This window comes from Rhizorhabdus sp. P4_G5 (assembly GCF_056401065.1).
The window spans coordinates 133,565-153,047 of record NZ_JBFUKB010000005.1; the positions used below are offsets into that span (position 1 = coordinate 133,565).

General features: G+C 65.0%; 23 protein-coding genes. 13 read left to right on the plus strand and 10 right to left on the minus strand.

Features of this window, described 5'->3' with window-relative positions; genetic code table 11:
- Positions 1 to 153 precede the first annotated feature (153 nt).
- Genes AC1DQK_RS10430 through AC1DQK_RS10440 form a run of 3 tightly spaced genes read left to right on the plus strand, consistent with a single transcriptional unit; the run spans position 154 to position 2,260 of the window.
- Entirely contained in the window at positions 154 to 1,407 is a 1,254-nt protein-coding gene (locus AC1DQK_RS10430) for a pilus assembly protein TadG-related protein (RefSeq protein ID WP_477870137.1), read from the plus strand.
- A gap of 2 nt (positions 1,408 to 1,409) precedes the next feature.
- Positions 1,410 to 1,865, plus strand: a complete 456-nt coding sequence (locus tag AC1DQK_RS10435; RefSeq protein ID WP_477870139.1) for a TadE/TadG family type IV pilus assembly protein — start codon at positions 1,410 to 1,412, stop codon at positions 1,863 to 1,865.
- A complete protein-coding gene (locus AC1DQK_RS10440; RefSeq protein ID WP_477870141.1) occupies positions 1,862 to 2,260 on the plus strand; it encodes a TadE/TadG family type IV pilus assembly protein in 399 nt (132 codons plus the stop codon). The genes AC1DQK_RS10435 and AC1DQK_RS10440 overlap by 4 nt, the downstream gene beginning before the upstream one ends.
- 75 nt (positions 2,261 to 2,335) lie before the next feature.
- On the opposite strand, the gene AC1DQK_RS10445 is transcribed toward AC1DQK_RS10440, so the two are convergent.
- The 3 genes from AC1DQK_RS10445 to AC1DQK_RS10455 form a co-directional block, all read right to left on the minus strand.
- Entirely contained in the window at positions 2,336 to 2,488 is a 153-nt protein-coding gene (locus tag AC1DQK_RS10445) for a hypothetical protein (RefSeq protein WP_477870143.1), read from the minus strand.
- Between the two features lie 93 nt (positions 2,489 to 2,581).
- Positions 2,582 to 3,523 (minus strand): YsnF/AvaK domain-containing protein, encoded by a 942-nt coding sequence (locus tag AC1DQK_RS10450; protein ID WP_477870145.1) that lies wholly within the window; start codon positions 3,521 to 3,523, stop codon positions 2,582 to 2,584.
- A 4-nt stretch (positions 3,524 to 3,527) separates the two neighbouring features.
- Positions 3,528 to 4,055 (minus strand): YsnF/AvaK domain-containing protein, encoded by a 528-nt coding sequence (locus AC1DQK_RS10455; RefSeq protein WP_477870147.1) that lies wholly within the window; start codon positions 4,053 to 4,055, stop codon positions 3,528 to 3,530.
- Positions 4,056 to 4,170: 115 nt separating this feature from the next.
- On the opposite strand from AC1DQK_RS10455, the gene AC1DQK_RS10460 reads away from it, so the two are divergent.
- From AC1DQK_RS10460 to AC1DQK_RS10475, 4 genes are all read left to right on the plus strand, one after another.
- Positions 4,171 to 4,356 carry a hypothetical protein gene (locus AC1DQK_RS10460; RefSeq protein WP_477870149.1) on the plus strand — a complete coding sequence of 62 codons (186 nt, stop codon included), beginning with the start codon at positions 4,171 to 4,173 and terminating at the stop codon, positions 4,354 to 4,356.
- Positions 4,357 to 4,489: 133 nt separating this feature from the next.
- Complete coding sequence (locus AC1DQK_RS10465) at positions 4,490 to 5,233, plus strand: thioredoxin domain-containing protein (protein ID WP_477870151.1); 744 nt, start codon at positions 4,490 to 4,492, stop codon at positions 5,231 to 5,233.
- 44 nt (positions 5,234 to 5,277) lie between these two features.
- Positions 5,278 to 8,700 carry a chromosome segregation SMC family protein gene (locus AC1DQK_RS10470; RefSeq protein ID WP_477870153.1) on the plus strand — a complete coding sequence of 1,141 codons (3,423 nt, stop codon included), beginning with the start codon at positions 5,278 to 5,280 and terminating at the stop codon, positions 8,698 to 8,700.
- 66 nt (positions 8,701 to 8,766) lie between these two features.
- Positions 8,767 to 9,534 carry a GDSL-type esterase/lipase family protein gene (locus AC1DQK_RS10475; protein WP_477870155.1) on the plus strand — a complete coding sequence of 256 codons (768 nt, stop codon included), beginning with the start codon at positions 8,767 to 8,769 and terminating at the stop codon, positions 9,532 to 9,534.
- Positions 9,535 to 9,541: 7 nt separating this feature from the next.
- On the opposite strand, the gene AC1DQK_RS10480 is transcribed toward AC1DQK_RS10475, so the two are convergent.
- From AC1DQK_RS10480 to aroQ, 4 genes are read right to left on the minus strand one after another with little or no spacing between them, the layout of a single operon-like run.
- Positions 9,542 to 9,880, minus strand: a complete 339-nt coding sequence (locus AC1DQK_RS10480; protein ID WP_477870157.1) for an arsenate reductase family protein — start codon at positions 9,878 to 9,880, stop codon at positions 9,542 to 9,544.
- A complete protein-coding gene (accC, locus tag AC1DQK_RS10485) occupies positions 9,877 to 11,235 on the minus strand; it encodes an acetyl-CoA carboxylase biotin carboxylase subunit (RefSeq protein ID WP_477870159.1) in 1,359 nt (452 codons plus the stop codon). Before accC ends, AC1DQK_RS10480 begins: the two co-directional genes overlap by 4 nt.
- 6 nt (positions 11,236 to 11,241) lie before the next feature.
- Positions 11,242 to 11,712 carry an acetyl-CoA carboxylase biotin carboxyl carrier protein gene (gene accB / locus AC1DQK_RS10490; protein WP_477870161.1) on the minus strand — a complete coding sequence of 157 codons (471 nt, stop codon included), beginning with the start codon at positions 11,710 to 11,712 and terminating at the stop codon, positions 11,242 to 11,244.
- Between the two features lie 40 nt (positions 11,713 to 11,752).
- Positions 11,753 to 12,193, minus strand: coding sequence for a type II 3-dehydroquinate dehydratase (gene aroQ / locus AC1DQK_RS10495; protein WP_477870163.1), 441 nt, complete (start codon positions 12,191 to 12,193; stop codon positions 11,753 to 11,755).
- A gap of 83 nt (positions 12,194 to 12,276) precedes the next feature.
- Between aroQ and thiS the strand changes: the two genes are divergently transcribed.
- Positions 12,277 to 13,281, plus strand: coding sequence for a sulfur carrier protein ThiS (gene thiS / locus AC1DQK_RS10500; RefSeq protein ID WP_477870165.1), 1,005 nt, complete (start codon positions 12,277 to 12,279; stop codon positions 13,279 to 13,281).
- A gap of 53 nt (positions 13,282 to 13,334) precedes the next feature.
- Here the strand turns inward: thiS and AC1DQK_RS10505 are convergent, their stop codons facing one another.
- Complete coding sequence (locus AC1DQK_RS10505) at positions 13,335 to 13,712, minus strand: PRC-barrel domain-containing protein (protein ID WP_477870167.1); 378 nt, start codon at positions 13,710 to 13,712, stop codon at positions 13,335 to 13,337.
- Positions 13,687 to 14,259 carry a hypothetical protein gene (locus tag AC1DQK_RS10510; RefSeq protein ID WP_477870169.1) on the minus strand — a complete coding sequence of 191 codons (573 nt, stop codon included), beginning with the start codon at positions 14,257 to 14,259 and terminating at the stop codon, positions 13,687 to 13,689. The genes AC1DQK_RS10505 and AC1DQK_RS10510 overlap by 26 nt, the downstream gene beginning before the upstream one ends.
- 98 nt (positions 14,260 to 14,357) lie before the next feature.
- Here AC1DQK_RS10510 and AC1DQK_RS10515 point away from each other — a divergent pair, with 98 nt between their 5' ends.
- Positions 14,358 to 15,026 (plus strand): exopolysaccharide biosynthesis protein, encoded by a 669-nt coding sequence (locus tag AC1DQK_RS10515; RefSeq protein ID WP_477870171.1) that lies wholly within the window; start codon positions 14,358 to 14,360, stop codon positions 15,024 to 15,026.
- A 33-nt stretch (positions 15,027 to 15,059) separates the two neighbouring features.
- Here AC1DQK_RS10515 and AC1DQK_RS10520 read toward each other — a convergent pair whose 3' ends face one another.
- On the minus strand, positions 15,060 to 15,551 hold the full coding sequence (locus AC1DQK_RS10520) for an antibiotic biosynthesis monooxygenase family protein (RefSeq protein ID WP_477870173.1): 492 nt from the start codon (positions 15,549 to 15,551) through the stop codon (positions 15,060 to 15,062).
- Between the two features lie 62 nt (positions 15,552 to 15,613).
- Here AC1DQK_RS10520 and AC1DQK_RS10525 point away from each other — a divergent pair, with 62 nt between their 5' ends.
- From AC1DQK_RS10525 to AC1DQK_RS10540, 4 genes are all read left to right on the plus strand, one after another.
- Positions 15,614 to 16,321 (plus strand): CoA transferase subunit A, encoded by a 708-nt coding sequence (locus tag AC1DQK_RS10525; protein ID WP_477870175.1) that lies wholly within the window; start codon positions 15,614 to 15,616, stop codon positions 16,319 to 16,321.
- The gene (locus tag AC1DQK_RS10530; RefSeq protein WP_477870844.1) at positions 16,321 to 16,971 is read left to right on the plus strand and encodes a 3-oxoacid CoA-transferase subunit B; all 651 of its coding nucleotides are present in this window, start codon (positions 16,321 to 16,323) and stop codon (positions 16,969 to 16,971) included. The genes AC1DQK_RS10525 and AC1DQK_RS10530 overlap by 1 nt, the downstream gene beginning before the upstream one ends.
- Before the next feature lie 126 nt (positions 16,972 to 17,097).
- On the plus strand, positions 17,098 to 18,402 hold the full coding sequence (locus AC1DQK_RS10535) for a serine hydrolase domain-containing protein (protein WP_477870177.1): 1,305 nt from the start codon (positions 17,098 to 17,100) through the stop codon (positions 18,400 to 18,402).
- 108 nt (positions 18,403 to 18,510) lie between these two features.
- On the plus strand, positions 18,511 to 19,449 hold the full coding sequence (locus AC1DQK_RS10540) for an ROK family protein (RefSeq protein WP_477870179.1): 939 nt from the start codon (positions 18,511 to 18,513) through the stop codon (positions 19,447 to 19,449).
- Positions 19,450 to 19,483: the final 34 nt, after the last annotated feature.

Genomic DNA, 19,483 nt, shown 5'->3' on the forward strand with positions numbered 1-19,483 from the left:
TTCACGGATCAGGCTGATTGTGCCTGATCCGATCAAGGTCTAGGCAAGCGGCCTTCCTTCCTGTCCCGCTAACCAATTCGCTTATCCTGATTTCAAGGCTGCTGCCTGCTTGTGTTGCCGTCCTCGCGTGCTGGATGGACGGATTGGCGCCTGATGTTCGACAAGCTTATCGATCTGATCCGCAATGAAGCGGGCAACGCCCTGTTCCTGGTCGCATTGTCGTTTCCCGTCCTGATCGGGACCGGCGGGCTTGCTACCGACACGGTCCAGTGGACGGTGTGGAAAAGAGAGATCCAGCGCCAGGCAGACTCGGCCGCGCTTGCCGGTGCATATGCCAAGGCTCAGGGGGGCGACCCGATGGCGAGCGCCACGACCGATATCAACCGGCACAGCTTCGTGGCATTGCTGGGATCGCCCACGATCGAAAGCGCGCCGACGGCCGGCAGCTTTGCCGGAAACGCCAATGCTGTGCGGGTGGTGCTCAAGATGCAGAAGGCGCTGCCCTTCTCGAGCCTGTTCCTGAGTTCGGCACCGGTGCTGACCGCCGATGCAACCGCCGCCGTCATCAGCAACGGCAATTACTGCGTGATCTCGCTGGAGCCGACGAGCGCCACCGGGGTGACGATGCAGGGCAATGCGAGCGTGACGATGGGTTGCGGCATCGCCACCAATTCGATCGCCAGCAATGCCGTGACCGCTGGCGGAAGCAGCAGCATCTTCGCGACGCCGGTTGCGGCGGTCGGAGGGCTGCAGGCGAGCGCGAATTATGCGGCGGGCACCACGCTGCAGCCCTATTCGATAGCCCAGCCAGACCCTTTCGCCGGGTTGCCGACGCCATCGGTAACGACGTGCAGTGGAAAGCTTTCGGTGGCGCCGAATGCAACCCAGCACGTGACCAATGCCTCGGGCGTGTCCTGCTACCGCGGCATGGACCTGAAGGGCACGGTTAGCTTCGATCCCGGCGTGTATCTGATCGACGGCAGCTCGTTCAGCGCGGGATCGCAGACGGTGATCACCGGTACCGGGGTGACCTTCATCCTCACCAGCAGCAACGCCACGTCCAATCCGAGCACGATCGCGACGGTGGACATCAACGGAGGCGCCAGCCTGCAGCTCACCGCGCCGACCAGCGGGACCTACAAGGGGGTGCTGTTCTACCAGGATCGCCGCGCCCAGGATTCGGGAAGCAACACGGTCAACGGCAATGCCGGTTCGAAGCTGCAGGGGGCAATCTACATGGCGTCGCAGGCCGTGAGCTTCTCGGGAGATTCGGGCATGACAACCGAATGCATCCAGATCGTGAGCCGGCGCGTCACCTTCACCGGCAACACCATGATCGCGAATAATTGCCCGAGCGGTTCGGGCGCGTCGTCCTTCACCGGCGCGCGCGTCCAGCTGGTGAGCTGACGATGGGCTTGCGACGGCTTCGGGACCTGCCATCCGACGATCGCGGCATCAGCGTGATCGAGACTGCGATCGTGATTCCGGCCCTGGCGATGCTGATTGCCGGGATGTCGGATCTCGCGATGGGTTTCGCCGCGAAGCTGAGGGTGCAGCAGGCGGCAGCGCGCAGCGTCGAGATGGCGACCGCGGGCGGCTTGAACAGTGCAGCCTTCCAGGCCTTGCAGGCCGAGGCCGCCGATGCGGCGTCGGTGCCCGCGGAGCAGGTCACGCTCGACAAATGGCTCGAATGTGCGGGCGTAAGGCAGGTCTCGTTCGACGGCAGCTGCTTTACCGGCCAGCAGGTCGGACGCTTCGTGTCGATCTCGATCAGCGCAAGCTATCGGCCCATGTTCCCGATGTTGCAGCTGTCCGCCAGCGGCGACATCCCGGTGGCGGGCTATGCCTCGGTGCGGGTGCAGTGAGCGCGCAGCGCGGCAATGTCGTTGACGATGAGCGCGGCGCGTCCGCGGTCGAGTTCGCGCTTGTGATACCGGTCTTGCTGACCATGATCATCGGCATCATGCAGATCGGGATCATGTTCTACGCGGATGCAGGACTGCAGCAGGCGGTCGAAACCGGCGCGCGCTACGCGACCATTTATCCGAACCCGTCCGACGCCCAGATCCTTGCAAAGGTGGGCAGCAGCAAGTTCGGGCTCGACAACAGCCGGATCACCGGCCCTTCGGTGAGCCATGGAACCGCGAAGGGCGTCAAATTCGTCGAAGTGACCATGGCCTACTCGGTTCCGATGAACTTCATCTTCTTCCAGGCGGATGCGGTCAGCCTGAGTCATACGAGGCGCGCCTACCAACCGTAGCGGCGATTGCGCTCTTGCCAGTTCTGCACCCCGAGCCTGTGCAGCCGAGCTGCTGTGGTTCCGCTCCACGCACTATCAACGCAGTTTAAGCTTGTCGGGCTGTGGTTTGACGACCGGAGCGATCGGCACCGCATCCTCTGGCGGCACCGGTCTTTTCGGGTTCAACCGTTCGGCGACGAACATGACGAGGATCGCGGCGCTGACCGCCACGATCGCGACGATCATCATGCGCCACACCGCTCTCCACATCGCGACCTCTGCGCGTCCACAGGTGGAGGATGCCGAGGGAGCGGGGCCCGCTCCCTCGACGTCGCCATCCGATCAGAACGAAGTGTCGCGATCGGTCCTGCCGCTGCCCGGCAGACCGTCGCGGTCGCGATCGCGGTCGCGGCCCCGGTCGCGGTCCCGGTCAACGCCATGGCTGACCATCCCGCGATCGCCCTCATCGACCTCGACTTCGGTTCGGCGCACGGTATCGTCGATGTCCTCGACCCGTTCCTCGGCGGTCTTGCGGACGACGATCTCCTCGCGGACGACGGCTTCCTTTGCCACCACGGCTTCTTCCGCCGTCTCGGTCATCTCGATATCGCGATCGCGCAGCAGGTCGGCGTCGCCGACATCTCCCGCGCGGGTGGTTTGCTCCGCCGGGCGCCGCTCGACGCTGACATGTTCCTCGCGCAGGGTAACCTGCTCATGGACCGGTTCCTCGACGATATAGGAACGGACGCGCGCACCGCCGCGCTCGATCTCGCGCTTGCCGACGCGAAGCTGCTCCTCGATCACCGGGATGCGCTCCTCGTCGACCACGGAACCCGATCGATCGGAGACGCCGGGCTCGCGCGCCCTGTCGCCCCGCAAGGTGTCGGTCGCGGACATGCCGGTGCTGCCACTGGCGACGCCCCCGGTCCAGCCGCTGCTGCGCCAATCCTGCGTGCGGCGGTCGAGATCCACGCTGCTCGCTTCCTCGAGTATGCGGATCGCTTCGTCGGCTTCGTCTTCGTCGACCTGCGCACTGACCACCACACCGCCGCGCCGAACGCCTTCTTCATAGGTGTAGCGATCCTCGTCGGGCAGGAACATCTCCTTGATCGAGGCCCAAATGCCGCGATCCTCGCGGTTCGAATAGCGATCGGCGCTGAAGCCCTGGCTGTGCTGGTCCATGATCCTGATCCGGTCGGCATCGATTCTCGACTGCCGCAGCCGGTCAGCCGCAGCCTCGGCTTCCTGGCGGTTGTCGAAAAGGGCGGTGACTGTTCGCGACATTATCCTACTCCTTGCTTGGTGGTGATGCGGCCCCGTCCGCGCGGTGCCGCTCGATGATGGCCTGCTGCGACTTGAGGGGGATCGACTTTTCAAAGCGTTCCACCGTCTGGCGTCGTCGAATGTGGATCTCTTCCTTCAGCACGAGCCGCTTTTCCACGACCAGAATTTCCTCGACGACGGGTATGATCAGCGCACCGTCTTCCTCTCGGATATCGGGCACGCTTTCGACTGGCCGGTCTATTGAAACATGTCGGATGTCTACTTCGTCTTGCTGGAGATCTTCGGTAACACGCGCCATTGTTTCAGTGGTGAAAGTCCTCACCCGAACCGTTCCGGTTTCGAAGCGTTCCTTGGAAGTAGAGATATGCTCTTCCACCAGCGGAATGACTTCTACTCGATCGTTATTTGTCATGTTGATATTTTCCAGAAGTGTTCCATGCCGTTCAGGCTGGAACTTTTGATAAACAAATAGATGGAAGACCTGTTCCTGTTGAGGGTCATGGATCTCAATAGTTTTGACAGGAGCATGCAAAAGCGCGGTGAGCTGGGCCGAGGTGCCTGGTCGTCGCGCCCGCTATTCGGACAAGCTTGATTTCGGAGGTGGTTCGCGGCGAATATCCAGCGGGGCAAATCGATCGGGGGATATCATGGCCGAACATCCGCGGGCGCGTCTGGCGAGGCTTTTCGACCTGAGGATCGCCTATGACCCACGTGGGTTGAACCGCGTGCAGTTCCTGGCGCCCGGCATGGAGCCGAAGATCGAAGGACCGTGGCGGATCTATGGTTTCAGGGGCAGTGCGAATGAGCCGCCGGAGACGTCCGGCGTGAAATAGCGCCGCCGGGACGGATGACGGGCTGGGATGCGAGGCCTCGGATGCTATGGCGCAAGCTTCTCTTGCGCCATCCGCCGTCGCGGCTATCACTGTGCACCACAGCCCCCATGCGCTGCTCGGAGACTATGAGAATATGACGAAGACGCTGGCCCTCGCGGCGATCGGTTTGGCGCTGGTGCTGACCGGCTGCGGCAAGAAGGATGCGAACGAAGGCGCTGCCGCCAATGTTGCGACCGCTGCGCCCCAGGCACCCTATACCGGACAGGACTGGACCGAGACGGTCGTCAAGACGCCCGAGGGCGGCTTCCGGATGGGCAATCCCGACGCGCCGGTGAAACTGGTTGAATATGCCTCGATCACCTGCCCGCATTGCCGCGACTTCACCAAGGCCGGTGCCGAGCCGCTTAAGAATGATTATGTCAGAACCGGCAAGGTGAGCTGGGAATATCGTAATTTCGTGCTCAATCCGCTCGACGTCGCGGCAACGCTGGTCGCGCGCTGCCAGGGGGCGGACACCTTCTTCCCGTTCGTCGAGCAGCTCTATGCAACGCAGGCCGATTGGGTCGGCAAGTTCAACTCGATCGACGAGAAGAGGCTCCAGTCGCTCGGCGCGCTGCCGCAGCAGGAGCAGTTCGCCCAGCTGGTGCAGCTGTCGGGGCTCGAAGATTTCTTCAAGGCTCATGGTGTGCCGGGCGATCGCATCCAGGCCTGCCTTTCCGACAAGGGCGCGCTGGCGGAACTGCTCAAGATCCGCGACCACGGCGCCAACGAGGACAAGGTCGACGGCACGCCCAACTTCTTCCTGAATGGCGAACGCCAGGAAGGCGTCTATGACTGGCCCGGCCTCGAAGCCAAGCTGCGCGAACGCGCCCGCTGAGATGAGCTTCAGGGGCGCATCGGCGGGGACCGGCTGAGCCGCCGATGCGCATCCGCAAGCTGCGCCTCTCCGGGTTCAAGAGCTTCGTCGAGCCGGCCGAGCTGATGATCGAGCGCGGCCTGACGGGGATTGTCGGTCCCAATGGCTGCGGCAAATCCAACCTGCTCGAAGCGATCCGCTGGGTGATGGGCGAATCCAGCGCCAAGTCGATGCGCGGCGGCGGCATGGAGGACGTCATCTTCGCGGGCACGACCACCCGGCCAGCCCGCGACTTCGCCGAGGTCACCCTGTTCACCGAACGGCCCGATGCGGAGGGCGATCAGGACCGGGAGGTCGAGGTCACCCGCCGGATCGAGCGGGGCGCCGGTTCCGCCTACCGGATGAACGGCCGCGACGTTCGCCAGAAGGACGTCGGCCTGATGTTCGCCGACGCCGCCACGGGCGCGCACTCGCCGGCGCTGGTCAGCCAAGGTCGTATTGCCGCCGTGATCGCCGCCAAGCCCGCCGAGCGGCGCCAGATGCTCGAAGAGGCAGCGGGAATCGCCGGCCTGCATGTCCGCCGCAAGGATGCCGAGCAGAAGCTGCGGGCAACCGAGACGAACCTCGCACGGCTCGACGACCTTATCGCCGACATGGAAGCGCGCACAGGATCGCTGCGGCGGCAGGCGCGCACCGCCGAACGCTACAAGGCGCTCAGCGAGCAGATCAGGATCGCGGAGGCGCGGCTGATCTTCTCGCGCTGGCGCGACGCGGCCAATGCTGCCGACGCGGCGCAGAAGGAAGCGGCCCTGGCCGACGCCACGGTCAACCAGGCCGCCGATATCCAGCGCGCCCTGGTGGCGCGGCAAGCGGAAATTACCCGCAAGGTTGGCGATGCACGCGCCACTGCACAGAGCTCGCGCGAGCGGTCGACCGGGCTGGCCCATCGCCTGGCGACTTTGAACGCCGACCTGGAAGGCGTCCGGCGCCGCCTCGCCGACATCGGGCAGGCGCGCGATACGCTGAGCCGCGACCGCGCGCGGGAGGATCGGCTGGCGATCGACGCGGCGGCAGCGCTAGCGGCGCTCGGCCAGGAGGAAAAGGAACTCGGCCGCCGGATCGACGAGGCGACGATACGACAGTCGGCGATCGACTCGCAGGTGCGGGACGCGGAGAATGAAGCGCGTGAGGCCGAACTGGCCGTGGCCAAGGCACAGGCGGCCTATGCCGCGGAGCAGGCCGACATGCGGGTCGCGCAAGCCAATGTCACGGCCGCGCGCCAACGGCTGGAGCGGGCGCAGGCCGAGGCTCAGCGGATCGCGCGCGAGCTGGCAGCACTTGGCGACGAGGCGCCGCTGGTCGCGCGCAGGACGGCGGCGATAGCCGCGCGCGAACTGGCCGAGCGCGGCATAGCGGACGCGATGGCGTCGATCGGCGCGGCCGAGGAGGCCCGCACGTCCGCCGCCGCGCGGCGCGAGGAGGCGGAGACCGCGAGCGGCGCGGCGCGCGCGGCACTGGCCGCGCTCGAGTCCGAAGCGCGCTCGCTGGCGAAGACGGCCGGCGCGGCAGGGCAGGGCAATCGCGCGATCGACCGGATCCAGGCGACGCCCGGCTATGAACGGGCGTTGGCGGCAGCCTTGGGCGACGACCTCGATGCCGCCGTCGGCGGTGACGGGCCGCTGCGCTGGTCGGGCGCGGACAAGGCCGACGACCCGCGGCTTCCCGCCGGAGTGGAGAATCTTGCCGATCATGTCGGCGCCCCTGCGGAACTGGCTCGGCGACTGGCCCAGGTCGGCGTTGTCGATGGCGATGACGGCTCGATCCCGCTGGGCGTCGGGCAGCGGCTCGTCACGCGTGATGGTCGGATGCGGCGCTGGGATGGTTTCGTCGCCGCCAATGTCGGTGCGGCCGCGGCGGAACGGCTGGTGCGCGCAAATCGCCTCGCGGAGCTCAACGCAGCTTTGCCGAAGGCACGCTCCGATGTGGATGCGGCCCAGTCTTCGCTGGCCGATGCCAATGGGGCCGTGCAGGCGGCCAAGGCAGCGATCGATGCGGCGCGCGGCGAACTCGGCCGGGCCGAGGTCGCGCAGCGGGGTGCGATCCGCGACGAGGATCAGGCCACCACCGCGATCGAGCGGTTGGCCGGCCAGCGCGGTGCGATGTCCGAGCGGCAGCAGCGCGCCGCCGGCGAAGCGGACGAGGCCGGTGAGGCGGTGCAAGCCCAACTGGCGGTGATGCTGGCCCTGCCCGACGGAGAGGCGACCCGCAGCGAAGTCGAGCGGCTGCGCAAGGCCAGCGAGATGGTGCGCGCGCGGCTGTTCGAGGCGCGGGGGCAAGCGATGACCCTTGCGCAGGCAGCTTCGGCTGACGCGCAGCGCCAGCAAGCGGCACGCGCCGAGGCGAAGAGCTGGCGAAGTCGGGCAGGCGATGCCGCAAGCCGCATTGCCGAGATGGATTCGCGCGCGCGCGCCATCGAAACCGAGACCAAGGCTCTCGAAGGCCGTCCCGAGGAATTGCAGGCGTTGATCGAAACAGTGGGCGCCGATGCGCGCGCGGCCGATCAGGCTGCCGATGCCGCGCGCGAAGCGGAGCGCCTGGCGGAGGCGGAGTTGCGTGCGATCGAGACCGATGTCGCGCAGGCCGGCGAGGCGTTAGCCGCTGCCCGCGAGGCGCGCGCAGGCGCGCAGGCACGGCATGAGAACCAGGAACAGCGCCGCGTCGAGATGAGCCGCCTGTCGGGCGAGCGTTTCGAATGCCCGGCGCCGGTGTTGCCCGAAAAGATCGGCTTCGCGAGCAGCGAAGTCGCCGACGGTGCGGCCGAGTCCGCCCGGCTCGAACGGCTGACCGTCGACCGCGAGCGGCTCGGGCCGGTCAATCTGGTCGCCGAGAGCGAACTGGCCGAGATCGAGAGCCAGCACGGCACCAGCATCGCCGAGCGGGACGAACTCTATCAGGCGATCAACCGGCTGCGCGGCTCGATCGGCAGCCTCAATCGCGAAGGGCGGGCGCGGCTGCTCGCGGCGTTCCAGGCGGTGGACGGGCATTTCCGACGGCTGTTCACGACGCTCTTTGCGGGCGGCGAGGCGCATCTCGCGCTGATCGACAGCGATGATCCGCTGGAGGCGGGGCTCGAGATCATGGCTCAGCCGCCGGGCAAGAACCTCAGCTCGCTCACCCTTTTGTCGGGCGGCGAGCAAGCGCTGACCGCGGTGGCGCTGATCTTCGCGCTGTTTCTCACCAACCCCGCGCCGATCTGCGTGTTGGACGAGGTAGATGCCCCGCTCGACGACGCCAATATCGAGCGCTTCTGCGACCTGCTCGTGGCGATGACCAACGAAACCGACACGCGCTACCTGATCGTCACGCACAATGCCGTCACGATGAGTCGCATGCACCGCCTGTTCGGCGTCACGATGATCGAGCGGGGCGTCAGCCGGCTCGTCTCGGTCGATCTGGGCGCGGCGGAGCAACTCCTCGCCGCGGAGTAACCGCAATCGGGAGTTAATCTGCTCCAATCTACCAACAGGTGCGACACGTCGGAGACCTCACGCCAGATGAATCGAATGCTCAATCGACTGCTCGCGCTGCTCCTCGCGCCTGTCATGCCTGCCATGCCCGCATGGGCCGCCGAGCTGGTCCCCGCCGCGGCCGGGGACCAGCTCGCGCCGGCGCCGGCTGCGAACGCATCGCTGCGCTTTGCGCCTGAGATCGCGGCATTTCAGCGCCACGACAAGGATCTCGGGATCGTCAATGGCGGCACGCTTTTCGTGGGCAGCTCCAGCATCAGGCGCTGGGACGTCGCGGCCGGCTTTCCCGCATTCGCTCCGGTCAACCACGGCTTCGGCGGCTCGGAAACGCCTGATGTGCTATATTATTATCCGCAGATATTGTCGGTCTATCGGCCCGCCGCCGTGGTCGTCTATATCGGGGAGAACGATATCGCGCATGGCGCGGCGCCTGAGCGCGTGATCGCCGACGTGCTGACCCTGCTCACTCGCCTGCGATCCGATCTGCCCCAGGCGCGCATCGTCTTCCTCTCGCTCAAGCCCGGCAACGCCCGGTGGGGATTATGGGCGAAGATGCAACAGGTGAACGCGGCGGTGAAGGCGCAGGCCGAGGCGGCAGGCGATTTCGATTATCTCGATGTCGGCACAGCTTTGCTGGCCGCGGACGGCCGGCCCGACGACCGCTATTTCCTGGAGGATCGGATCCACCTGAATGCGGACGGCTATGCGGTGTGGAACCTGCTCGTCGATGCCTATCTGGAGATGATGCCGCCGGTGCCGCCCCAGATTGCGGGCGGCGAGCGGGTGGCGCATTAGCGCCTGCTCAGAGTATCTCGCGCACCCTCTCCGGCGGCCGGCCCAATCTTGCGCCCTTGGCGGTTTCCACCAGCGGGCGTTCTATCAGGATGGGATCGGCAGCCATCGCATCAAGGATCGCGTCGTCACTGGCGCCCTTCAGCGCCTTGGCGCCGTCCTCGGCCTTGCGGAGGCCTTCCGACGGCGTCATGCCCGCCCTGGCGTAGATCGCGGCGATGGCCTCGCGGCTCGGCGGCTGCTTCAGATAGTCCAGGACCTCGATCTCGACGCCTGGAGCCGCCTGCAGGATAGCGAGCGCCTCGCGCGATTTGGAGCAGCGCGGATTGTGCCAGATCGTCGCCTTCATTCGGCGGGATCCTGCTGTGTCGCCAGCCACTCCTCGAGCCACTTGATTGTGTAATTGCCGCTCTGGAAATCCGGCTCGTCGAGCAAGGCGCGGTGCATCGGGATCGTCGTCTTGACGCCATCGACGACGAACTCCTCGAGCGCGCGGCGCAGCCGACGGATGCAGCCGGCACGATCGCGGCCGTAGACGATCAGCTTGGCGATCATCGAATCATAATAAGGCGGAATGCGATAGCCGGCATAAATGCCGCTATCGACGCGAACGTGCATGCCGCCCGGCGCATGGAAGGCCTTCACCGTGCCGGGGCTCGGCGCGAAGCTCTTCCAGTCTTCGGCGTTGATCCGGCATTCGATCGCATGGCCGCGGAACTCCAGGTCCTCCTGCGTCACCGACAGCGGCTTGCCCTCGGCGATGCGGATCTGCTCGCGGACCAGATCGAGGCCGGTGATCGCCTCGGTCACCGGATGCTCGACCTGCAGGCGGGTGTTCATCTCGATGAAGTAGAACTCGCCATTCTCGTAGAGGAACTCGATCGTGCCGGCGCCGCGATAGCCCATGTCCGCCATGGCGCGGGCGACGATCGCGCCCATCTCGTTGCGCTGGGCATGGGTGATGACCGGGGAGGGGGCCTCTTCGAGCACCTTCTGATGGCGGCGCTGGAGCGAACAGTCGCGCTCGCCGACATGGATCGCATTACCCTTGCCGTCGCCGAACACCTGGAACTCGATGTGGCGCGGATCGCCGAGATATTTCTCCATGTAGACGGTCGCATCGCCAAATGCCGACTTCGCCTCGGAACCGGCCTGCGCCATCAGGGTCTCGAGCTGGCTCTCTTCGGTGACGACCTTCATGCCGCGTCCGCCGCCGCCCGAAGCCGCCTTGATCAGCACCGGATAGCCGATCTTGGCCGCGATCTCCCGCGCCTCATGGATCGAGGTCAGCGGGCCGGGCGATCCGGGGACCAGCGGCAGGCCGAGCTTGGCGGCGGTGGTCTTGGCTTCGATCTTGTCGCCCATCGTCCGGATATGCTCGGGCTTGGGGCCGATCCAGATCAGGTTATGCGATTCGACGATCTCGGCGAACATCGCGTTCTCGGAGAGGAAGCCGTAGCCGGGATGGACCGCGTCGGCGCCCGAGATCTCTGCGGCGGCGATGATGCTCGGGATGTTAAGATAGCTTTCCGACGCCGGGGCCGGCCCGATGCAGACCGACTGGTCGGCAAGGCGGACGTGCATCGCGTCGGCGTCGGCGGTCGAGTGGACCGCCACCGTCTGAATGCCCATCTCGTGGCAGGCACGGTGGATGCGGAGCGCGATCTCGCCCCGGTTCGCGATCAGGACCTTGCTGATGGCCATCGTCGTTTACTCGACGACGATAAGAGGCTGGTCGTACTCCACGGGCTGGCCGTTCTCGACCAGCACCGCCTTGACCGTGCCGGCGCGCGGCGCGGCAATCGAGTTCATCACCTTCATCGCCTCGACAATGACGAGGGTCTGGCCCGCGCTCACCTTGTCGCCCACAGAGGCGAACTGCTTGGCGCCGGGTTCGGCGGCCAGATAGACCGTGCCGACCATCGGCGACTTCACAGTACCGGGATGATCCGCGGCAGCGGCCTCTGGAGCAGGCGCTGCGGCCGGTGCTGCGACTGGCGCCGCGGCCGGCGCCGCATAGGTCGGTGCTGCGCTCACTGTTATGTTGCGAGCGACCCTGATCCGCCGCTCCCCGTCCTGGATCTCGATCTCGGTCAGGTTGGTGTCGTCCAGGAGCACCGCGAGCTGGCGCACCAGTTCCGGGTCGACCTGCATTGCTTTCCCCTGAGATTGATCGGCCATCAGTTGCTCTTCGGTAGTTGATCCGTGGCGGACGCCATTGTCAGATGCGGGCGGCGGCGTCCAGCGCAAGCATGTAGGATTGCACGCCGAACCCCATGATCGAGCCTTTCGCCGCCTGGCCGACATAGCTGACATGGCGAAATGCCTCGCGGGCATGCGGGTTCGACAGATGCACCTCAATAACCGGAACGGAAACGCCCTTGATCGCGTCGTGCAGTGCGATCGACGTATGGGTATAGGCGCCCGGGTTGATCAGCACCGCCTTCGCGCCGCTGGCATTGGCTTCCTGTATCCAGTCGACCAGATGTCCTTCATGGTTCGACTGGCGCATGTCGATCGACAGGCCGAGTTCGAGCGCGCGATCCTCGAGCATCCCGGCGATGTCGTCGAGCGTATCCGATCCGTAGATTTCAGGCTCGCGCGTACCCAGCATGTTGAGATTGGGCCCGTTGAGGACGAAGATGACCGGGCGATCCGCCACGCGGCAAGCCTTTCCGTTGCGATGGTGCGACGCGCACCCCTATATGGCGCGCAGACGCAAAGCGAAAGCGCATTGGAGGCGACATGAATCCCGACGGCACCATTTCGGTCCGCATCAATGGCGAGCATCGCCGCATCCTCGCCGGCATGACCATCGCCGAACTGGCGAACGAACTCGGGCTTGAACCGGCCAAGGTCGCGGTCGAGCGCAACCTCGAGGTTGTGCCGCGCTCGACGCTGGGGCAAGTGCAGGTCGAGGATGGCGACGATCTCGAGATCGTTCATTTTGTTGGCGGCGGAGATCATGGCGTGACGGTGGACGACGACAGCTGGACGGTGGCGGGCCGGACTTTCCGCTCGCGGCTGATCGTGGGTACCGGCAAGTACAAGGATTTCGCGCAGAACGCCGCCGCGGTAGAGGCGTCGGGCGCCGAGATCGTCACGGTCGCCGTGCGCCGCGTCAACATCGCCGACCCCAAGGCGCCGATGCTGACCGACTTCATCGACCCGAAGAAGATCACCTACCTGCCCAACACGGCCGGCTGCTTCACCGGCGAGGACGCAATCCGCACATTGCGGCTGGCGCGCGAGGCGGGGGGATGGGATCTCGTCAAGCTCGAGGTGCTGGGCGAGGCCAAGACGCTCTATCCCGACATGGTCGAGACGCTGCGTGCAACCGAGATCCTGGCGAAGGAAGGCTTCAAGCCGATGGTCTATTGCGTCGACGATCCGATCGCGGCGAAGCGGCTGGAGGATGCGGGCGCGGTGGCGATCATGCCGCTGGGTGCGCCAATCGGATCCGGGCTCGGCATCCAGAACAAGGTGACGATCCGCCTGATCGTTGAGGGCACCAAGCTGCCGGTGCTGGTGGACGCCGGCGTCGGCACCGCGTCCGAAGCGGCGGCGGCGATGGAACTCGGCTGCGCGGGCGTGCTGATGAACACCGCGATCGCCGAGGCGAAGAATCCGGTGATGATGGCGACGGCGATGAAGCTGGGGGTGGAGTCGGGGCGGCTGGCCTATCGCGCCGGGCGGATGGGTCGGCGCATGTACGCCGACCCGTCGAGCCCGCTGGCGGGGCTGATCTAAGGCAGCTCCCGCCTGCTCCAGGCGCCAGTCTGCACCGTCAGGGTTGATCCAGCTCACCAATAGGCGTCGAACTTCCAATAGTCGTACATCGGCCGTTCGCTCTCGGTCGGCCGGTCGCTCTTGTCCAGTTCCAGGCTGGGCGCGTCTTCGAGCATCTCGCGCGTGACATCGACCACATAGCCGTGGCGCGCGGGGTCGTAGGTGAGCATCTGCCATGGAATCGGGTGGACATGAGAGCCGAGGCCGAAAAATCCGCCGAAGGCAAGCAGGGCGTAGGCGATCTGGCCGGTGGTCTTGTGGATCATCACCGAATGTACGGTGCCCAGCTTCTCGCCCTGCTTGTTGTAGATCGGGGTACCCTCGACCCGGGCGGACGAGATGAGTTGATGAGATCGGTCGGTGAGCTCATCGAGATTGGCTTCGACAAGCATGAAAGCCTCCTTTTCCGAGTCCCCCGTCATCTGGAAAATACTCTCCTGTAGGAGCAATTTCCAGGGATATTAGACTCTTGGCGCTGCAGAAGTGCCTGTCAGGGCGGCGGTGCCACTCGGTCTGTCGCCGCAGCAGGATGGCCGAAGCTGCCAGGCCGGCGAAGGTGAAGACGGCGAGAGGGTCGAAGATCAGGAAATGCGCCGGTTGGAAGAAGAACGGCACATGGCCGCGCCGAACCATCGCCACCGTCACCATGCATCCCAGCATTACCATCGGAGCGATCCAGACAGCGCCGATCCAGCCGAGCCGACGGTGGAGCGTCATGCTGCCGGTCGTCGCGAAGATGTTCTGCAGCAGGTAGAGGGCGACCCAGCCCATGAAGACCACCGCGTGAGCATGGACCAGTAGTGGCGAGGAAAAGCTGGATCGTCCCATCGCCAGCTGAACCGAGAATCCAGCGACGATGACGATCGCGATTGCGGCAGGCAGGAAGAAGCGGGCGGCTCGGGCGGGCTCCGTATGCGGAAGATCAGCGAAACTGGCCACGGGATTCCCGCTTGAGATACGGATGAAATTGTACCTCATAGGCGGTGCGCGAGCAACGACGCCGGGAACATCGCGAAGCCGTGCGTGGTTGAGCATGGGTGTCCACTATTCCCGATGCCACCCGCGCCGAGGAGGCGAAGGCCTGCTCCGTCTCACCGGGCTCCGTTACGCGACTGACCGACACTCTCGACGTGCTGGCATCGGGTTGTGCCGGGGAGCGTATTTCGCTCGACGACCTCAGCTCGACCCTTGGCGAGAAATGTTTTGCCGGCCTGATCTTCCTGCTGGCCGCGCCGAACATGCTGCCCTTGCCCCCGGGTTGCGATATCGCCTTGTCGGTGCCGCTGGCGATCCTGTCTGCGCAACTCGTCCTCGGCGTCCGCAGACCCTGGCTGCCAGCCTGGATCCGCAGCCGTGAGATAACGACCGAAAGATTCGCCAAGCTGGTCGAGCGGCTCAGCCCAATGACGCGACGAATGGAGATATTGCTGAGCCGCCGGCTCGACGCGCTCACCGGGCTGGCGGGCCGCCGGCTGCTCGGCCTGCTCTGTCTCGCGCTTGCGGTGCTGCTGGGATTGCCGGTTCCGCTCGGCAATGCGGTACCTGCCGCGGCGATCTCCCTGTTCGCGCTCGGGTTGCTGGCTCGCGACGGGATTGCCGTGCTGGCGGGTGTCGTGGCGACGATTGCGAGCGGCGCGATCGTGGGAGGATTGGGTTACGTCGCCGTGGAGGCTTGGGGCTGGTTCGTGGGGAAGGTGCTGGGCTAGGAAGATGATCTATTCGAAAAGGGAGCTGAGACTCTAACCCAGGACCATCGCCTCGACTATTTCATCGTTCTCGTTCCGCCCCTCGACGATAACGATCAAATGCTCCACCCGGGGCGGCTGGAGGAAGTAAGGACCGCATAGCCGCCGCCAGGCGGTGAACGCATCGGAGTTCCGGAATTCGATCATGTGATCCTCGATAGTCTCCCACTCGACGAACATCCTGTAGCGGCTGGGTTGCTCCATCGATCGATAGAGCCGGAAGGCAAGGCAGCCCTTGGATGCGAGGAACAGGTCCCTGGCGTGAGCTGCGGCGGCCTCGAAAGCGTCTTCATGGCCGGGCTTGATGTCGATTTCCGCCAGTTCCTTGATCATCGTCGCCTCCTGCACCTTTGTGATGATCAAACAGCCTGCCGCGGTCAACGCCTGACTGCGTGTTTGTGGCGCAGTTCCGCTGAAATATTGACGCGCAGAGCAGAATCTTTGTTGCGATGCGCCACGGCCTGGCTGAAACAGGCGATATTCCATATCGCCGCGTTGACCGTGCTTTCCCGCCGGGGCAGAGCAGCGGCGATGATCCGGAGACGTTCATGACCAAGATTTATGCATCTGCCGAAGCTGCGCTGGAAGGATTGTTGTTCGACGGGATGACGATCTGCGCAGGGGGGTTCGGTCTATGCGGCATTCCCGAACGATTGATCGATGCGATCGTCGCGTCGGGCGTGAAGGATCTGACCGTGGCAGGGAACAATGCCGGTATCGATGGCGAAGGTCTGGGCAAGCTGCTGCGCACCCGCCAGATCCGGAAAATGATCGCGTCCTATGTCGGCGAGAACAAGGAGTTCGAGCGGCAATTTCTGGCGGGTGAACTGGAGGTCGAGTTCTGCCCGCAAGGTACGCTGGCCGAACGGATGCGCGCTGGCGGTGCGGGTATTCCCGGCTTCTATACCAAGACAGGGGTGGGCACGCTTGTTGCCGAAGGCAAGGAAATCAAGGAGTTCGACGGCGACACCTATGTGCTCGAACGCGGCATCCGTGCCGATCTGTCGATCATCAAGGGTTGGAAAGCGGATGAAAGCGGCAACCTGATGTTCCGCAAGACCGCGCGCAACTTCAACCAGCCGGCGGCGACCGCGGGCAAGATCTGCGTCGCCGAGGTGGAGGAAATCGTGCCTGTCGGCAGCATCGATCCCGACCATGTCCATCTACCGAGCATCTATGTGAAACGGCTCGTTCTCGGCGCGCCATATGACAAGAAGATCGAGTTCCGCACCGTGCGGCAGAGGGAGACGGCATGATGGCCACGGCAGTAAGGGGCTGGGACCGCAACCAGATGGCAGCGCGTGCCGCGCGCGAGCTTCAGGACGGTTATTACGTCAACCTCGGCATCGGCATCCCGACGCTGGTGGCGAACAATATCCCGGCCGGAATGACGGTGACCTTGCAGTCCGAGAACGGAATGCTCGGCATCGGGCCCTTTCCCTATGAGGAGGAGGTCGACGCCGACCTGATCAATGCCGGCAAGCAGACGATCAGCCAATTGCCCTCGTCGAGCTTCTTCTCCAGCTCCGACAGCTTTGCGATGATCCGCGGCGGCCATATCGACCTGACGGTGCTCGGCGCGATGGAGGTCTCCGAAGGCGGCGACATCGCCAACTGGATGATCCCGGGCAAGATGGTGAAAGGCATGGGCGGCGCGATGGACCTCGTCGCCGGCGTCAAGAGGATCATCGTGGTGATGGAGCATAGTTCCAAGAACGGCGACCCGAAGTTTATTCCGGCCTGCACGCTGCCACTCACCGGCAAGAATGTGGTCGATATGATCGTGACCGACCTCGCCGTATTCCAGCGGCCCGACCACCAGTCGCCGTTCAGGCTGATCGAGCTGGCGCCTGGCGTGACCGCGGAGGAGGTCGCCTCGAAAACCACTGCCAAATATCTCAGCTGACGGCCTTTCGATGCCGCGTCGGATGGTGCATGTGGTGGGTTGAGCGGCAGTCGGCCGGGCGGGCGTTCGTCTCCCGACCTGCTATGCCTGCTGTCCCTCCTGCCTGCTGGGTCCATCCTCGCGCTCATGTCCGATAAAGATATCAAGGTCGATCAGCCGGCTCCGCCAGAAGACGATGTGCCGGCTGTTGTTCAGATCGAGCGCGGCCTGGTGGTGGCCGGCGCGGTCCTCATCGCGCTCCTGATCGCCTTTCTCGCGGCGGGCGGGATCTATCTGCGCAGGACGCAGGAAAGCGCGAAGCCGCCCCTCGCGCGGCTGTCGATCGATCTCAGCCGCATTGGCATCAGCAAGAACGGACCCACGCGGATCGACTACCGCCGACTCGATCAGCGGATGCGCCAGCTTGCCGCCGAACGCTCGGTGGTGGGTGTCGCGATCGTCACCATCGAAAATGGCGAGATCAGTTTCGCAAAGGGCTATGGCGTCACCACCGACGGAGCCGAGGGCAAGCCTGTCGATGCGCATACCGTATTCCGCTGGGCCTCGGTTTCGAAGGGGGTGGCGGCGACCCTGCTCGCCAAGATGGCGGCAGAGAAGAAATTGTCGCTGAACGATCCGGTGTCGCGCTGGGCGCCATCGCTAAAGCTGCCAAAGAATGCGCAGAATGTCGCGACCATCGACAACCTGCTGTCGCAGAGCCTGGGCATCTGGAAGAACGCCTATGATCGTGATCTGGAGGACGGCAAGGATCCGAAGGAGATCCGCAGCCGGCTGAATCAGATCCCGCTGCTGTGCCCGCCGGGCAAATGCTACAGCTATCAGAATATCGCCTATGATGCTGCGAGCGAAGCAGCCGAGCATGCCGGCCGCAAGAGCTATTCCCAGCTGGTTCAGGAAGAGATATTCGGCCCGCTGGGCATGCAGTCGGCGACCACGACCCGCGAGGGCCTGGAGTCGTCGCCAAGCTGGGCGCGCCCCCACGAGGGCCGGCGCGAACTGAAGGTGGCGGACGCCTATTACCGGACGCCGGCAGCGGGGGGGGTGAACTCCTCGATCATCGACCTGGGCATCTGGATGCGCGCCCAGATGGGCGAGGCGCCGCGCGTGCTGTCGCCGAAGGTCCTGCGCCAGCTGCATTCACCGCGGATTCGCACCTTCTCCATTCACCGCCAGCGCGAACTCGATCAGGTGCTCAAGGATGCGTCCTACGGGCTAGGCTGGAGGATCTGGCATTATGCCGGCCGCGAGGTGATCGGCCACCGCGGCGCGGTCGACGGATATCGTTCGCTGATCCTGTTCGATCCGGTTCTCAAGGCCGGCGTGGGCATGCTGTGGAACTCGAACGCGGTCGAACCGACCGGGATGCAGCTCGAAGTGTTCGACATGCTCTATCACCAGCCCACCAAGGACTGGCTCGAGCTCGAGAAGTAGGGCTCCTGTATCATCGCTTGCCTCCGGCCCTTGATGGCCGGCATTCACCATCGGGGCGCGCGGTGAAAGCAGGCGTGTCGATCAAGGCTTTAAGGACAGGAACCGCCCGTGCCCTTTGACGAGCAGCGCCCAGGGATCCAGGAGAAGGACGGGAAGCTGCTGTACGGCTGCGTGGAGGCGGGGGGTACCAAGTTCCTGTGCGCGGTGGGCAGGCCCGGCCAGCCCTGGCTCGACCGGATCCGGATAGCCACCGGGGCCCCTGACCCAACCATGGATGCCACGATAGCCTTCTTCAAGGCGGCACAGGCGCGCCACGGGCCGATGGCCGCAATCGGCATTGCCAGCTTCGGTCCGCTGCAACTGGATCCCGGCGCACCGGATTGGGGCGCGCTTCAGAGGACACCGAAAAAGGGATGGAGCGGCGTGTCGCCGGCGGCCATCCTTCGAGCGATATTCGCCATTCCAGTCGGACTGGACACCGACGTCAACGCCGCGGCCATGGCCGAAGCCGCCGAGATGGAAAAGGGCGATCACTCCACGCTCGTCTACATCACCGTCGGGACCGGCATCGGAGGGGGCGCCGTCATCAACGGGCTGCCCTTGCATGGTTTTCGCCACCCGGAAATGGGGCACATCATCCCACCCCGTCATCCGCTCGACCAGGATTTTCCCGGCGTCTGTCCCCATCATGGCGCCTGCACGGAAGGCCTGGCCAGTGGTCCGGCAATCCTGGCGCGGTGGGGGCAAAAGCTTTCGGGCCTGGCAGCGGACCACCCGGCACATGGGATTGTCGCCTGGTATCTTGCCCATCTCGCGGTTGCGGTGATCGGCATGCTTTCACCGAAATGGATCGTCCTTGGCGGCGGCGTTATGAACACGCCCGGGCTTCTGCCGCGGGTCAGAGCCCAGGCGGCGCGGTTCAACGCCGGCTATTTCGCAGAGAATGCCGACGTCGCCGAGATCATTCAAGGATCCGCGCTGGGCCAGGAAGCGGGCCTGATCGGGGCGCTGCTACTGGCCCGGCGAGCCGCCGGGCAGGCGCGCTGAACCCTTGTTCAACGCATGCGTACCGCCGGGAGGA

Bases quoted from the DNA above. Each gene is read 5' to 3' on its own strand.
- AC1DQK_RS10430 (WP_477870137.1), top strand. From the start codon at position 154: ATGTTCGACAAGCTTATCGATCTGATCCGCAATGAAGCGGGCAACGCC.
- AC1DQK_RS10435 (WP_477870139.1), top strand. From the start codon at position 1,410: ATGGGCTTGCGACGGCTTCGGGACCTGCCATCCGACGATCGCGGCATC.
- AC1DQK_RS10445 (WP_477870143.1), bottom strand. From the start codon at position 2,488: ATGATGATCGTCGCGATCGTGGCGGTCAGCGCCGCGATCCTCGTCATG.
- AC1DQK_RS10450 (WP_477870145.1), bottom strand. From the start codon at position 3,523: ATGTCGCGAACAGTCACCGCCCTTTTCGACAACCGCCAGGAAGCCGAG.
- AC1DQK_RS10460 (WP_477870149.1), top strand. From the start codon at position 4,171: ATGGCCGAACATCCGCGGGCGCGTCTGGCGAGGCTTTTCGACCTGAGG.
- AC1DQK_RS10465 (WP_477870151.1), top strand. From the start codon at position 4,490: ATGACGAAGACGCTGGCCCTCGCGGCGATCGGTTTGGCGCTGGTGCTG.
- AC1DQK_RS10470 (WP_477870153.1), top strand. From the start codon at position 5,278: ATGCGCATCCGCAAGCTGCGCCTCTCCGGGTTCAAGAGCTTCGTCGAG.
- AC1DQK_RS10475 (WP_477870155.1), top strand. From the start codon at position 8,767: ATGAATCGAATGCTCAATCGACTGCTCGCGCTGCTCCTCGCGCCTGTC.
- AC1DQK_RS10480 (WP_477870157.1), bottom strand. From the start codon at position 9,880: ATGAAGGCGACGATCTGGCACAATCCGCGCTGCTCCAAATCGCGCGAG.
- accC (WP_477870159.1), bottom strand. From the start codon at position 11,235: ATGGCCATCAGCAAGGTCCTGATCGCGAACCGGGGCGAGATCGCGCTC.
- accB (WP_477870161.1), bottom strand. From the start codon at position 11,712: ATGGCCGATCAATCTCAGGGGAAAGCAATGCAGGTCGACCCGGAACTG.
- thiS (WP_477870165.1), top strand. From the start codon at position 12,277: ATGAATCCCGACGGCACCATTTCGGTCCGCATCAATGGCGAGCATCGC.
- AC1DQK_RS10505 (WP_477870167.1), bottom strand. From the start codon at position 13,712: ATGCTTGTCGAAGCCAATCTCGATGAGCTCACCGACCGATCTCATCAA.
- AC1DQK_RS10520 (WP_477870173.1), bottom strand. From the start codon at position 15,551: ATGGAATATCGCCTGTTTCAGCCAGGCCGTGGCGCATCGCAACAAAGA.
- AC1DQK_RS10525 (WP_477870175.1), top strand. From the start codon at position 15,614: ATGACCAAGATTTATGCATCTGCCGAAGCTGCGCTGGAAGGATTGTTG.
- AC1DQK_RS10530 (WP_477870844.1), top strand. From the start codon at position 16,321: ATGGCCACGGCAGTAAGGGGCTGGGACCGCAACCAGATGGCAGCGCGT.
- AC1DQK_RS10535 (WP_477870177.1), top strand. From the start codon at position 17,098: ATGTCCGATAAAGATATCAAGGTCGATCAGCCGGCTCCGCCAGAAGAC.